Source organism: Micromonospora sp. WMMD736 (assembly GCF_049179015.1).
Lineage (GTDB): Bacteria > Actinomycetota > Actinomycetes > Mycobacteriales > Micromonosporaceae > Micromonospora.
On record NZ_JBMHMI010000001.1, the window covers coordinates 3973579 to 3987057 of the forward strand.

At 72.9% G+C, this 13479-nt stretch carries 11 protein-coding genes; 5 read left to right on the forward strand and 6 right to left on the reverse strand.

What is annotated here, in order from left to right; all coding sequences use genetic code 11:
- Positions 1-19 precede the first annotated feature (19 nt).
- Entirely contained in the window at positions 20-2083 is a 2064-nt protein-coding gene (locus tag ACN269_RS17690; RefSeq protein WP_421473472.1) for an NAD-binding protein, read from the reverse strand.
- A 95-nt stretch (positions 2084-2178) separates the two neighbouring features.
- Between ACN269_RS17690 and ACN269_RS17695 the strand changes: the two genes are divergently transcribed.
- The 4 genes from ACN269_RS17695 (at position 2179) to ACN269_RS17710 (ending at position 6235) form a co-directional block, all read left to right on the forward strand.
- Positions 2179-2661: an MSMEG_6728 family protein gene (locus tag ACN269_RS17695; protein WP_421473473.1), complete on the forward strand. Its 483-nt coding sequence runs from the start codon at positions 2179-2181 to the stop codon at positions 2659-2661.
- Positions 2662-2691: 30 nt separating this feature from the next.
- The gene (locus ACN269_RS17700) at positions 2692-4245 is read left to right on the forward strand and encodes an FAD-dependent oxidoreductase (RefSeq protein WP_421473474.1); all 1554 of its coding nucleotides are present in this window, start codon (positions 2692-2694) and stop codon (positions 4243-4245) included.
- Between the two features lie 67 nt (positions 4246-4312).
- Positions 4313-5551: a hypothetical protein gene (locus ACN269_RS17705; RefSeq protein ID WP_421473475.1), complete on the forward strand. Its 1239-nt coding sequence runs from the start codon at positions 4313-4315 to the stop codon at positions 5549-5551.
- A gap of 240 nt (positions 5552-5791) precedes the next feature.
- Positions 5792-6235, forward strand: a complete 444-nt coding sequence (locus tag ACN269_RS17710) for an HNH endonuclease (RefSeq protein ID WP_421473476.1) — start codon at positions 5792-5794, stop codon at positions 6233-6235.
- Between the two features lie 67 nt (positions 6236-6302).
- On the opposite strand, the gene ACN269_RS17715 is transcribed toward ACN269_RS17710, so the two are convergent.
- From ACN269_RS17715 to ACN269_RS17725, 3 genes are all read right to left on the reverse strand, one after another.
- Positions 6303-7973, reverse strand: coding sequence for a serine/threonine-protein kinase (locus ACN269_RS17715; protein WP_421473477.1), 1671 nt, complete (start codon positions 7971-7973; stop codon positions 6303-6305).
- Positions 7974-8319: 346 nt separating this feature from the next.
- Positions 8320-9108 (reverse strand): enoyl-CoA hydratase/isomerase family protein, encoded by a 789-nt coding sequence (locus ACN269_RS17720; protein ID WP_421473478.1) that lies wholly within the window; start codon positions 9106-9108, stop codon positions 8320-8322.
- Between the two features lie 89 nt (positions 9109-9197).
- Positions 9198-11585, reverse strand: a complete 2388-nt coding sequence (locus ACN269_RS17725; RefSeq protein WP_421473479.1) for a M4 family metallopeptidase — start codon at positions 11583-11585, stop codon at positions 9198-9200.
- 168 nt (positions 11586-11753) lie between these two features.
- On the opposite strand from ACN269_RS17725, the gene ACN269_RS17730 reads away from it, so the two are divergent.
- Complete coding sequence (locus ACN269_RS17730) at positions 11754-12329, forward strand: hypothetical protein (RefSeq protein ID WP_421473480.1); 576 nt, start codon at positions 11754-11756, stop codon at positions 12327-12329.
- Between the two features lie 7 nt (positions 12330-12336).
- Here ACN269_RS17730 and ACN269_RS17735 read toward each other — a convergent pair whose 3' ends face one another.
- Together ACN269_RS17735 and ACN269_RS17740 are read right to left on the reverse strand one after the other, a co-directional pair.
- Positions 12337-12984, reverse strand: a complete 648-nt coding sequence (locus ACN269_RS17735) for a histidine phosphatase family protein (RefSeq protein WP_421473481.1) — start codon at positions 12982-12984, stop codon at positions 12337-12339.
- 67 nt (positions 12985-13051) lie between these two features.
- A complete protein-coding gene (locus ACN269_RS17740; RefSeq protein WP_421473482.1) occupies positions 13052-13471 on the reverse strand; it encodes a VOC family protein in 420 nt (139 codons plus the stop codon).
- Positions 13472-13479: the final 8 nt, after the last annotated feature.

A 13479-nucleotide genomic window follows, 5' to 3' on the forward strand; every position in this document is an offset into this window, starting at 1 on the left:
GGCCTTCGAAGGCGGACGATCAGCCCGACCGCGTCGCCCGGGGCTCAGGTTCGTCCCGGGGACGGGGGTGGTCCGCCGATCCGCTGGTCCACAGGTCGGTGCCCGTGCCCTGGGTCGGCGGCGCGGCCCCGACTGTCGGCGAGCGGGAGGGTGACACCGGGTGGGCCGCGCCGGGGGCGGCGGCCGCTATCTCCTGATCGCTCGGCCCGGCCGGAGCGGTCTGCTCGGCAGGGGCGGGCGACCCCGCGGATCGGGCGGCACCCGGTGCGGCGGGCACGGGTCGGGGCACCGATCCGACCTGGCCGGTCGGCGTCGGCGTCCGGCCGGGAAGGGGCGGTGCGCACTGGCGGGTCAGCCAGTCCAGGCCGCGTCGGCGGGCGACAACCGTCAGCCGGTCGCCCGCGAAGATCACCTGGCGGGGGTCGAGGTCCTTCCACCAGATCGTCTTCGCCGCGCCGGCCGGGGTCCGGGCGATCAGCCGGACCTGCCCGTCCCGGTTGACGGTGTCCAGCGGACGACCGTCCAGCTCGGAGCCGGCGGCGACCGGCACCTCGGCGACCGGCAGCGCGTGCCGGTCGACCGGGATGGTGGTGATGACCGCGCGTTCGGTGAGCGCGCCGGTGAAGGCCGGCGCGGCCAGGTAGGAGACCGATCGGGACACCCCGAGCGCGAAGGTCTCCTCGACCCGTTCGGCGAAGTCACCGTCGAAGAGCCGCAGCACCACCCGCAGGTCGTCGCGCAGGTCACGGGCGGCCAACGCCGCCTCCAGGTTGGCGACGTCGTCGGTGGACGCCACCACCAGCGCCTGACAGTTCGCCACGGACGCGGCGGCCAGGGTCTCGGGCAGCGCGGCGTCGCCGACGACCAGCGGCACCTCCAACTGGCGGGCCAGGGTCGCGCCACGCGGCGCCGGGTCCTTGTCGATCGCCACGACCTCGACGTCGTACTCGCGGAGTTGGGCCATCACCCGCGTGCCGACGTTGCCGAGGCCGATCACCACGACGTGCCCGGAGCGGGCCGGTTGCAGCAGACCGGTGTGCAGGGCGAGACGGGCGTTGACGATGCCGTCCACGACCACGGCGGTGATCAACGGGATCAGCGCGAGCCCGGCCAGGTTGAGCACCACCTGCATGACCTGGGCGTCGGCGGCCTTGTCGGTGTCCGGATCGGCGCCGCTGAGCGTGGTGACCAGCGTCAGGTAGAGCGCCTCCAACGGCGAGACGTTCTCGGCGCGGGAGATCAGCGCGCCCAGCACCGCGATCACGGCCAGCACCAGCATCACCGCGATGCCGATCTTGCGGGTGGCGAAGCCGCGTACGGCACGCACCAGCACCGCGACCGGACGGCGTCGGCGTCTGGCCCGGACCAGCCGGCGCGCGGCGACCTCGGTGCCCGGCGGCTGACCGGTCGCCTCGGCGAGCACCAGATCGGCGCCGGCCTGCTCGGCGGGCAGCAACTCCATCCCCTGCCGCCCGTCGGGGCGGGCCAGCGCGCACACCACGTCCTGCGTCCGGACGTCGACGCGCCGCGCCACCCGCAACGTCTTGTCCCGGTGTTGGAAGGAGCTGGGGTCGACCTCGCCCAGCGCGGCGGCCACGAACGCCGGGGCGGCCATCTCGGCGTCGGAGAGCACCTCGACGGGCGCCTTGATCAGCTTGCGGACGCCGTCGGCGAGGGTGCCGTTGAACATGCGCAGCACCTGCCGGACGCGCTGGTCGACGGCCTGCGCGCAGAGCGCCGCGTGCAGGTTGCCCACGTCGTCCTGGTGCAGCAGGGCCAGTCCGGTCGCCCCGGCTAGACCGGCGGCCTCGAAGGTCGCCACGTCCAGGCGTTCCGAGCGGATCACGCGGACGCCGCGCAGGCTCGCCACGTCGGGACCGGTGCTGCGGTAGCGCTCCGGCACCACGACGGTCACCCGTGCGTCACCCGCGGGAAGGTCGGATTCGAGCAGCGCGCGGGCCACGTAGTAGGCGAGGGCGTCCCGGCCGCAGATCACGTAGTGCGGACGCGGGTCGCCGGCGGAGCGAAGCCGCCAGTTCCACTCGACCGCCCGTCGCGCCCGGTCCCGCCACGGCTCCGCCATGCCCGGATCGTAACCAGGACGATCACCCTGGGCGAGCCCATCCGGATCGTCCCCACCGCAGGCATGCCGACCCGGGCCGTGGGTAGAGCAGGGCCATGCAGACCTTCCTCCCGTACCCGGACTTTCTGGCCAGCGCCCGCGTGCTGGATCAGAAGCGGCTGGGCAAGCAGCGGGTGGAGGCCATCCAGGTGTTGCGCGGGCTCACCTGGCCGGGGTACGGGTGGCGCAACCACCCGGCCGTGAAGATGTGGGCCGGGTACGAGGAGGCGCTGACCCGGTACGGGCTGGACATGTGCGCGGTCTGGACCGAGCCGGGCCGCGCGGACACCTGCGCCGCCACGCTGACCGTCGACCTCGCCGCCGCCTGCGGGGGCGGTGTCGTACGGACCCAGGACGAGCTGGCCCGCGCCGGCGACCTGCCGCCCTGGCTGGGCCGCGACGACCTGCACCTGAGCCACCGCTCCTCCCTGTTGCGCAAGGACCCGACGCACTACGGCCCGATCTTCGGCGCTGGGACGCCGGACGACCTGGAGTACGTCTGGCCCGCCTCCGACCGGGCGCGGCGCTGCCTGCCGTAGCAGACTGGCGGCAGACGAGGGAGGTGCCGCGTGGCGCTGTCGCGTGTGGTGGGTCGGCTCATCGGCGTACACCAGCATGAGGTGGACCCGGGCGGTGGTGGCGCCGACCGCGTGCCGCGACCGGTCGCGGCGGTCGTGGTGGGCGGTGGCATCGCTGGCATGTCGGCGGCGGTGGTGCTCGCCGAGCGCGGCGTGGACGTGACCGTGCTGGAGGCGGCGCCGACCATCGGTGGACGGCTGGGCGCCTGGCCGGAGGTCCTGCCCGACGGGGAGCAGCAGAACGAGCACGGCTTCCACGCGTTCTTCCGGCAGTACTACAACTGGCGGTCCATCCTCCGTCGGGTCGAGCCGGACCTGGGCTTCCTCAAACCGATCCCGGGCTATCCGATCCTGAGCGCGAAGTGGCCGACCGAGGAGTTCGGCAGGCTGCCTCCCGCGCCTCCGGCGAACCTGTTGGCGCTGCTGCTGCGCAGTCCCAGCCTGCGCCTGGCTGACCTGCGGTCGATGGACCGGGACGCGGCGTTGCCGCTGCTCACCTACGATCCGGTCCGCACCTACGCCGACCTGGACGACACCACGGCCGACGAGCTGTTGGCGTCGCTGCGGCTGCCGGACCGGGCGCGGGCGATGCTGTTCGAGGTCTTCTCCCACTCGTTCTTCAACCACGAGGCGGAGATGTCGGCGGCCGAGATGGTCGCCCAGTTCCACTTCTACCTGCTGGGCAATCCGGAGGGGTTGGCCTTCGACTGCCCGGACGAGGACTACGCGACGGCGATCTGGCAGCCGTTGACCCGGCACGTGGAGAAGCACGGCGGTCGGGTGCTCACCCGCTCGGGCGCGACGGGGGTGCACCGCGACGGCGACGGCTGGCGGGTGACGACCACCGACGGCGGCGACCACCGGGCGGCCCACGTGGTGCTGGCCGTGGACCCGCCCGCGCTCGCCGCGCTGGTGGCGGCCTCCCCCGACCTGGTCGCGCGGGCACCGGAGCTGGCGGAGCGGATGCCCCGCTTCGGCAGGCCCGGCCCGCCCTACGCGGTGGCGCGGTACTGGTGCGACGGCGACGTGGCCGCCGACCGGGCGGTGTTCAGCGGGGTGTCCCGGCAGCCCACCCTGGACTCGGTGACGCTGTACCACCGGTTGGAGAACGAGTCGCGGCGCTGGGCGCGCAGCGTCGGCGGTTCGGTCGTCGAGTTGCACGCGTACGCCTGCGAGCCCGGCGTGCCGGCCGAGGAGTTGGCCGAGCGGATGCGCCGCGAGCTGGTGGCGCTCTGGCCGGAGGCAGCTGACCTGCGGGTCCGGGAACTGCGCGCCCGGGTGGAGGCGCAGGCCCCGGCCTTCACGCCGGGCAGTCGTGCCTGGCGTCCGGGGGTCCGCACCGAGGCCGCCGGTGTCTACCTGGCGGGTGACGGGATCGCGACGGACTTCCCGAGCGCCCTGATGGAACGCTCCGCGGCCACCGGGATCCTCGCGGCGAACCACATCCTGCGGACGCAGGGCGTCGCGACCGAGCCGGTGCGCTCGGTCCGCCCGCGTGGGCTGCTGGCCGGGCGGGCCACCCCAAACAGACAAAAAGCGACATAACCGACGGTACGCTGCCGTACGCTCGGTTGATCATCTCCTCGATCGACCGGGCGGGAGGGCAGCGGCGATGTCACCACTGCACCGCGCCGGCGCAGCGGACGTACGACCGGCCGAGGAGGCCGTCCGGGACGACGCGTACCCGCTGATCCGCGACGAGCGCGCCTGCGTCGTCACCGCCCTGCGGCTGGGCTGGTGGATGGCGGACGCCTACCACCACGGGCAGCACGCCGAGCCGGGGCCGACCACGCCGGTCCACCCGCCGGCCAAGCTCTCCAACCTGACCGAGATGTCACTCCCCCGCCGGATGCGGATGTACCTCGACGGCGTCGACGTCGCGCTGGCCCAGATCTCGGCGCTCACCCGGCACACCGGGTCGCTGCCCGACACGTCCGCCGCCCGCACGCGGCTACCCGACCTGGACCGCCTGCCCGACCTGGACCGCCTGTCCGATCTGGACCGGTCGGACACGGTCGACACCGAACCGCTGCTGCTCGCCCTCGACGACCTCAACGTGGACGTGCTGCGCTGGGCGATGGCCACCAACCTCCGGGTCGGGCTCGCCTACCGGCTGGGCCGGTCCCTGGCCGACACGGTCCGGCCCGGCGACGCCGCCCAACTCCTGCGCCGCTTCGACGGCCGACAGATCCAGATCAGCCGGTGGTTGGACGAGTTGGCCAGCGTGCTGCCGCCGTACTCGGCCGCGGTGGTGCGCCGCTCGCTGGCCGCCTGGGCGGTGGCCGTGGAACGGGCCGGGCGCGGTGACCCGACCGAACCGGAGCCCGCCGAGTTGAGCCGCGAGCTGCGCAACCAGGGCGACCTGTGGCGCGGCGTCCTCACCGGCGGGCTGCACCCGCGTGACCTGCTCGACGAGGAGGACTACGCGGTGGTGGCCCGGAACCTGATCATCCGGGACCGGCGGCTGGTGGCCCAGGCCGCCCGGGGCATCTTCTGGCCGGTGCTGGTGCCACTGCTGATGGTGCTCTTCGCGCTTGTCGGCCTGAGCGCGGCAGCGGCCGCCGGTTCACCGACCGCGCGAGCCGCCGTGGCCCTCCTCGGTCTGGGCGCCGGGCTGGCCGCCATCTGGCGCTCCGTCTCGGGACCGGCGTTGGCGGTCGCGGGCGAGGTCAACCGACCGCTGCTGGACAGCGAACTCACCGTACGGATGGCACTGCGGCTGGACCGGCCACTGACGACCGCCCGCCGCACGGTGGGCAGCACTCCCCGCACCCGCCGTCAGCGTGCTCCCGAGGAGCCGGGCGGCCGATCGAAATACGTTGCCCCTCTCTCCCGTGCGGACCTACCGTGATCACGCAAGGTCAACCACCACCGCGGGAGCAGCTCATGACGATGTCGCACGCCACCACCGTGCCGTCGTCGCCGCTGTCCGGCGATGGTTGTCTGCTGCTCGTCGGCCACGGTTGGCCTGCGGAACACCCCCGGGCGGGCCGGCCCGACTGACGCGTACCCGTACACGTCGAGCCGCCCGTCCGGTACGCCGGACCGGGCGGCTCTTCGCTGTCCGTCGCCACTGTCGAAAGGAGTCCCGGTGGACGCCGTCCTCGTCGTCAACGCCGACCTCGGCCCGTTGCACCGGGTCACCCTCCAACACGCCGTCCGGATGCTCTGCCGACGGGTGGCCGAGATCCACGAGGCGGAGCCCGATCGGGTGATCGGCGTCTTTCCGCTGCCCCGGGTGGTGCGGCTGGTCCGCTACGTGGTCACCCGGTGGCGGTTCAACTCCGGACCGGCCTGGTCGCGGGCCGGGGTGCTGCGCCGCGACGACCGCTGCTGCGCGTACTGCGGTGGCCCGGCGTCGACCATCGACCACATCCTGCCGCGTTCCCGGGGTGGCCGGAACACGTGGCGAAACACCACCGCCGCCTGCTACGGCTGCAACCAGCGCAAGGGTGACCGGACCCCGGCGGAGGCGGGCATGCCGCTGTGCCGCGAGCCGGTCAACCCCGGCTGGTCGGCGCTCGCCGGGCGGTGACCGACCGGCCGGCGGGAACGGGGGGCCGCGTCCGGGTACGCCCCGGCGCGGCACCCGTCGGCCCCGGTCAGGCGGGCCGCTCGGTGACCTTCGGCTTCGGCCGCCCGGCGGCACAGTGGACCCGGATCTCACTGCTGTGCTCGGGTGCGGTCAACTCGACCGTGACCTGCTTGGCCGGCCCCGCGTCGTACGGCGCCACCTGGTAACCGGCGGCCGGGGTGACCGTGAGCAGTTCGGCCGATCCGCCGACACAGCGGACGCTGGCCGTGCCGCCCTGGGCGCGCACCGTCACCCCCGTGGGTTCGGCGGTCGGGGACCCGGCCGTGGGCGCGGCCGTCGGCGCGAGGGTCGGCGGCGGCTGACCCGGGGCCGACGGACGACCCGGGCCGGAACCGGGACCGGGGCGGGGAGCGGCCGACGTGGCCCCGGCCGACGGTTCGGCGGGCGGGCGCACAGTGGACGGCTCGGGCTGGGCGACGGTCTCCGGCATACCCACCGTGGTGGTGCCACCCGTCCCGATTCCGGTTCGCGGGTTCGTCTCGTCGTCTCGCCGGGTGCCGTAGTCGCCGAGCGATCCGGCCACCGCCAGCGCCGCGATCACCGCGCCGCCGACCACCAACGCCACCCGTCGGCGACGCCAGGACGGTCGCCGGGGTACGCCGGAAGCAGGTGGAGCCGTACGACGCGGGGCCGACGCGCCGTCCCCCACGTCGGGGACCTTGCCCGCTGCGGCCTTACGCTCCGAGGCCGCACCCGCGGTTTCGCCCGCCCCGGCCTCAGCCGCTCCGGTCGCACCCGCTGCGGCCGCACCCGCTTCCGCCTCCGCCGCCCGGCCCGCACCAGCCTCCACCGGGCGGGCAGCGGGCGAGCCGGCGGCGGCCGCCCGGTCGGCGGCGGCCGACCCGGCAGCGGCGGTTGCGTCGGCCAGCCCAGAGACGACCGTGAGCAGGATGCGGGCCACCTCGGCTGCCGGGGGCCGGTCGTCGGGGTTGCGGGCCAGACACCAGTGGTAGAGCCGGTGGACCTCGGCGGGCACCCGGTCGATCTCGGGTAGCGGGTCCGGATCGACGTGCACGTGGGCGCGGAGCATCCCGGTCTGCGTCTCGGCGGCCCACGGCAGCCGACCGGTGAGCGTCCGGTGCAGGAGCAGGCCGAGCGCGTACACGTCGGAGGCCGGCAGGACCTCGCCGGCCGCCAGTCGCTCGGGGGCGAGGTACGCGGGCGTGCCGAGCAGCTTGCCGTCGAAGTCGATCTCGGAGTCACCGGCGGCCGCCGCGATACCGAAGTCGAGCACCTTCGCGCCGGTGGGAGTGAGCATCACGTTGCCCGGCTTCACGTCCCGGTGCACCAACCCCTGGGCGTGCGCTGCCGAGATGGCCGACGCCACCTCGGCACAGACCCGCAGCGCGGCGCGTGGTGGCAACGGCCCGGCGACCAGCCGTCTTTCGAGCGTGTCGCCGTTGAGCAGTTCCAGCACGACGAACGGCACCTGGACACCGTCGAGACGCGACTCGCCGAAGTCGTAGACATTGGTGACGTGCGGGTGCGACAACCGGGCCGCCGCCTTGGCCTCGGCCCGGATCCGCTGCCGGGCGTTCGGGTCCGAGGCGACGAGCACCTTCACCGCCACGTCCCGTTCGAGCACCTCGTCGTACGCCCGGTAGACCGCCGACATGCCACCGCTGCCGAGACGCTCCAGGAGCCGGTAGCGGCCCGCGAGCAACTGATCACGCTGCACGACCGACAGACTGCCGTACGACTCAGGATCAGCACCACCCGGGATCGAGGTTTCGCAATGGGTGGAACCCCACCCGAGGCGTGGCCGACCCGGTTCGCGGGGTCCCCAGATACCCGGACACGTCCTTTGCTCTGCTTCAACGGAGGCGACACTCACGGTCCATCGCTGTTGCCTCCGCTGAAGCAAAGCAAAGGGAGGAAAGGTGGTGGATGCTACCGGGCCGAGCCGGCACCGGTATCCAGCAGTTAGATCGACTCGGGTTCCAGGAAATCGGCGTGTCCCAGCGCACGGGACACCGCGCTTTCCTGGAAGCCGAGTGGATCAAGGAAGCCGAGAGGGACGAGCGTCAGCGCTCGGTCGGCGCCCGCCAGGCAAAGCGGGGAGCCCGGCGCTCGGCCATGGCGGCCACGCCCTCGCGGGCCTCGCCGCTGTCCGCGACCTTCCGGTGCCACCAGGCGATCCGGGCCGGTCCGGCGCGGTCGTCGACGATCTCCTTGGCGGCGGTGACGCTCAGCGGTGACCGCTTGGCGATCGTCGCGGTGAGGTCGTCCACCCGCCCGGCGAGGCGGTCGCCCGGCAGCACCTCGTCGACCAGGCCGATCCGCAGGGCCCGTTCGGCGTCGATCAGCTCGGCGGTGAAGAGCAGGTGCTTCGCCGCCGATGGGCCGACCAGCCGGGCCAGCCGGCGGGTCGTCGGCGCCGGGTAGACCAGCCCGAGCCGGGCCGGAGGTACGCCGAACCGGGCATCGTCCGACGCTATCCGCAGGTCACAGGCGACCGCGAGCTGCGCGCCGCCCCCGACGCAGGCACCCCGGATCGCGGCGATCGTCGGCTTGGCGAAGCCTGCCAGCCGCTCCTCGGCGGCGACCGCGATGCTGGTGTCACCGGCGTCCAGCAACTCGGCGAGATCACCCAGGTCCGCGCCCGCACAGAAGGCGTCGCCCGCGCCGGTGAGCACCAGAGCCCGTACGTCGGGGTCGGGTTCCAGCCGGTCGAGCAGTTCGGGGAGCTGCCGCCACATGGCGGCCGTCATCGCGTTCCGGCGGGCCGGGTTGTGGATCACGACGGTCGCCACCGGTCCGGCCACCGCGACGGTCAACTCCGCGTCCGACACGCAAACCCCTCCCCACGCCATCCGAGGCGACCCAAGATTGCCAGAACGGCCCGGACGCGAACCCGGCGACCACCGTCGCGGTGGCCGCCGGGTCCGGGGTGTCGGTCAGGTCAGGAGACGTTGACCGCCGTGTCGTCGACCACGAAGGACGTCTGGAGCGAGGAGTCCTCGGTGCCGGTGAACTTCAGGGTGACGGTCTGGCCGGCGTACCCGGCCAGGGAGAAGGACTTCTGACTGTAGCCGGAGGCCTTGTTCAGGTTGGAGTAGGTCGCCAGCGTGGCCAGCACCGTCCCGCCCGAGTTGAGCACCTGCACGGAGAGCTTGTCGTACGCCGTGCTGCTGGTGGTCTCGGCCGAGTCGATGTGCAGCCAGAAGCTCAGCGTGTACGAGGAGCAGCCCGCCGGCAGGGCCACCGACTGGGCGAGCGTGTCGGTGTGGGTGCTGCCGTACCCGTCCAGCCAGGCCTTGTACGACCCACCGTGGGCCGCCTGACCGCTGGAGCTGGTGATCACCCCGGAGCTGGCCGTCCAGCCGGTCGAGCCGGACTCGAAGCCCGGGTTGGCCAGCTTCTGGCCCGGCGAGGTGCAGCCGCCGCCGGAGCCGTTCACGGTCAACGTGTAGGTGGCGGTGCGGGTGACCGAACCGGCACCGCTCACGGTGACCGAGTAGGTGCCGGGTGGGGTGCTCGCGGAGGTGCTGATGGTGAGGGTGGACGAGCCGCCCGAGGTCACCGAGGCGGGGCTGAACGCGGCGCTCGCGCCGCTGGGCAGGCCGGACGCGGAGAACGTCACGGTCTGCGCCGAGCCGCTCGTGGTGGCGGTCGACACGGTGGTGGAGACCGCGCTGCCCGGGTTCACCGAGCCTGCGGTCGGCGACAGCGACACGGAGAAGTCGTTGCCGGTGGAGCAGGTCGCGTCGTTGCCGGCCACGTTGACCGCCGTCCAGGCGGCCTGCACGGCCTTGTACTCGGCCGAGCAGCTGCCGTACAGGTCGGTGGCCGCCCGCAGGCTGTAGGCCCGGGCCGTGTTCGCCGGGTTGCTGGTGTTGACGTACGACGTGTTGGAGGTGAAGTACACGTCCAGGGCCCGGTACCAGATCTTCTCCGCCTTGGCCCGGCCGATGCCGGTCACCGCCGGGGCGGAGCCGCAGACCGGCGAGGTGCCGTACGACGTCGCGCCGGTGCCCTCGGCGAGGTTGAAGAAGAAGTGGTTGCCGACGCCGGAGGAGTAGTGCACGTCCTTGTTCTTCGTGCTGGTGGACCAGCAGGAGTCGGACGCGCCGTCCAGCGACGGGTTGTACATGTAGCGCAGCGGCGTACCGTTGCCATTGATGTTGATCTTCTCACCGACCTGGTAGTCACCCGGGTCGCTCGGGGCGGCGGCGTAGAACTCCACCATGTTGCCGAAGATGTCGCTGGTGGACTCGTTGAGGCCACCGGACTCACCGGAGTAGACCAGGCCGGCCAGCGCCTCGGTGACGCCGTGGCTCATCTCGTGCCCGGCCACGTCCAGCGCGACCAGCGGGCGGGAGTTGCCCGACCCGTCGCCGTAGGTCATCTGGGCACCGTCCCAGAAGGCGTTGACGTAGTTGTTGCCGTAGTGGACCCGGCTCGGCACGCCCTGGCCGTTGCCGAAGATCCCGTTGCGGCCGTGGACGTTCTTGAAGTAGTCGAACGTCTTGGCGGCGCCGAAGTGGGCGTCCACGGCGGCGGACTGCCGGCTGGAGGTGGTGCCGGTGCCCCACGCGTTGTCCGCGTCGGTGAACGTGGTGCAGGACGACGTGCCGTTGTTCATGTCGCAGGTACGGCCGTTGCCGCGCACCGGGTCGATCATCTGGTACGTGCTGCCGGAGAGCGTCGTGTCGATGCTCACCGAGCCGGTGTAGAGGCCCTGGCCGCTGCCGGTGACCGATTCGATCTCGTCGTACGACCCGATGGTCGCGCCGGAGGTGGCGTCGGTGACGACGTGCAGCCGTGACGGCGTCTGCCCGTCCGGCTGCCAGCCGCTGACCACGGTCTCCCAGGCCAGTCGACCCTTGCCCGAGCTGGCGTCGACGAACAGTTCCGGTGCGCCCACGGTCTCGGCCTTGCCGGTGAATCCGGCGCGGGCCGTCTTCTTCGCCGCGTCGGCGCTGACCTTGGCCGTGGTGAGGAGGGTCAGCGGTGCGGCGAGTCCGACCGAACTGCCGGCGTAGGTGCCGTTCGGCGCGGTGTGGATGACGAAGTCACCGCCGTACACCCGCAGGCCCTGGTAGGTGCGGGTGTAGCGGGTGTGCGCCGCGCCGGAGGCGTCCACCCGGGTGCTCTGCACCTGGTAGGACTCGGCGCTGGAACCCTGGACCGCGCCGGGGTTCGTTCGCAGGACGGTCGCCGCTCGGGCCGCGGCGGAGGCGTCCGGCGCGGGAGCGGGAGGTGCGGCGGCGTGCGCCGCGGTGGCGACGCAGGTCAACAGGCCGCTGGTGAGCAGCGCTGCGCTGACGGCCGCGAGGGGTCGTTTCACGTGCCCTCCTGGAAGGAGAAAGGGTGTGACGGGGGTAGTCACGCATGTAGATATAGCGATGCGTTGACGAAAAGAGAAGCCTTGGACCGCTCCCAGACATTGAGACTGGCCGAACGGATGAGGGCCTTGACAAGGGAACCAACGCACGCATCGGCACGTCCGACGGATATGAGACCCGCCTCCACGACCGGCGTCACGATCGCGCTCCTGGCCGTCCTCCTGGCCGGCTGCACCGGCACCGACCGGGCCGCCACCCCCACCGACCTGCCACCGATCGCCAGCACACCCGCGGCGCCGGACCTCTCGAACATCCCCGCGCCGAGCGGCCTCGCGCCGAGCGGTGCCGTCCCGGGCGGCCCGGCCCCGAGCGTTGCCGTCCCGAACGGCCCGGAAGCGGACGACCGGGCCCGGATCGCGCTGTTCCGCTCCGGTGGTTTCGCCGGGCGCGGCGACGCCATCACCGTCGAGCCGGACGGCCGGTGGACCGTGGTGGACCGGGCCGGCGGCCGTCGTACCGGTAAGCTCGACACCGCCGACCTGGGTCGGCTGCGCGGACTGGCCGCCGACCCACGGCTGAGCGCCGAGGCCCGTCGCACGGCCACCACGTCGAGCTGCGCCGACGCCTTCAGCTACCGCCTCACCGTCGGAAGCGTCGAGACCGGGTACGTCGACTGCCCCGCCGATCCCGCACCGCCGCCCGCCACCAGGGCACTTGTCGAGCTGCTGCTGAAGGTCACCGCCTGACGGCGAGTCACACCAGGTAGTCCGGGGGAAGACCGGTGCCGCGCAGCTCGACCGGCAGGTGCGCCACGTCGTTGACGGCGATCAGGTTCGGTGGCCCGGCCGGGCCGTACCGGATGACGGTCAACCCCGTGTTGTGGTGGTTCGAACCCAGCCACCGCCGCTCCGGCGCGTCGAGGGCGTGCCGGACCAGCCAGGCGATCAGGAAGGTGTGCGTCACCACCAGCTCGCGTACCGGCTCGCCCACGGCCGCGTCGTCGACCTCCGCCGGCCCGGTGAAGTGCCGCACGGCCTCCGCCGTCACGCGCGGCCCGTCGGCCCGCTCGGCCGCCGAGAATCCGGTCAGGAACTCGGCGTACGCCGACGGCAGGCCGGCCGGGTCGGTGTCGTGCGGGAGGTGGTCCCCGGCCAGCTCGGTGGCGTACACCGGAACCCCGGGCAGTGCCGCGGCGACCACCTCGGCCGTCTGCGCGGCCCGGCGCAGCGGCCCGTGGTGGACGGCCGCGAACGACCGACCGCGCAGGCGCTCGCCGAGCAGGGCCGCCTGCCGCCGGCCGCGCTCGGACAGGCCGGTGTCCGGCTCGGTCGAGCCTGTGTCGGCGTGCCCGGTGAGGTCCTGCTCGCCGTGTCGGGTCAGGTACAGCAGCCGCGTTCGCATGCCGTACACCCCAACACACCGGAAGGCGCGGTGCTGGCCCGCGCCCTCCGGCTTCTTGATCTTGTGACTACGCCTTGGGGAACATCTGGCCGATCCGGATCTTGTTGCCGAACGGGTCCCGGATGCCGAAGTCGATCCCGTACGGGCGCTCGGTCGGCTCGTCGGTGATCTCGACACCCTTCGCCACCAGCTCCTCGTGGGTCTTGCGGGCGTCGTCGGTGGTCATGAAGAGGTACCCGCCCAGGGCACCCTTGGTGAGCAGCTCCCGCACCTGCTCGGCCGTCGCCGGGTCCAACGCCGGCGGGCCGGGCTTCTCCAACAGGATCTCGCGCTCCGGGTCGCCGGGCAGGTTGACCGTCAGCCAGCGCATGAAGCCGAGATCCTGATCGGTGTTGACCTCCATGCCGAGCTTGTTCACGTAGAAGTCGAGCGCCTCGTCCTGGTCGAGGACGAAGATCTGGGAGCGGCTGATCGCGTTCATCGTCATGCCACGAC

What these genes read in the sequence shown, in the direction of transcription:
- ACN269_RS17690 (WP_421473472.1), bottom strand. Translation starts at nt 2,083, where the DNA reads ATGGCGGAGCCGTGGCGGGACCGGGCGCGACGGGCGGTCGAGTGGAAC.
- ACN269_RS17695 (WP_421473473.1), top strand. Translation starts at nt 2,179, where the DNA reads ATGCAGACCTTCCTCCCGTACCCGGACTTTCTGGCCAGCGCCCGCGTG.
- ACN269_RS17705 (WP_421473475.1), top strand. Translation starts at nt 4,313, where the DNA reads ATGTCACCACTGCACCGCGCCGGCGCAGCGGACGTACGACCGGCCGAG.
- ACN269_RS17720 (WP_421473478.1), bottom strand. Translation starts at nt 9,108, where the DNA reads ATGGCGTGGGGAGGGGTTTGCGTGTCGGACGCGGAGTTGACCGTCGCG.
- ACN269_RS17730 (WP_421473480.1), top strand. Translation starts at nt 11,754, where the DNA reads ATGAGACCCGCCTCCACGACCGGCGTCACGATCGCGCTCCTGGCCGTC.
- ACN269_RS17735 (WP_421473481.1), bottom strand. Translation starts at nt 12,984, where the DNA reads ATGCGAACGCGGCTGCTGTACCTGACCCGACACGGCGAGCAGGACCTC.
- ACN269_RS17740 (WP_421473482.1), bottom strand. Translation starts at nt 13,471, where the DNA reads ATGACGATGAACGCGATCAGCCGCTCCCAGATCTTCGTCCTCGACCAG.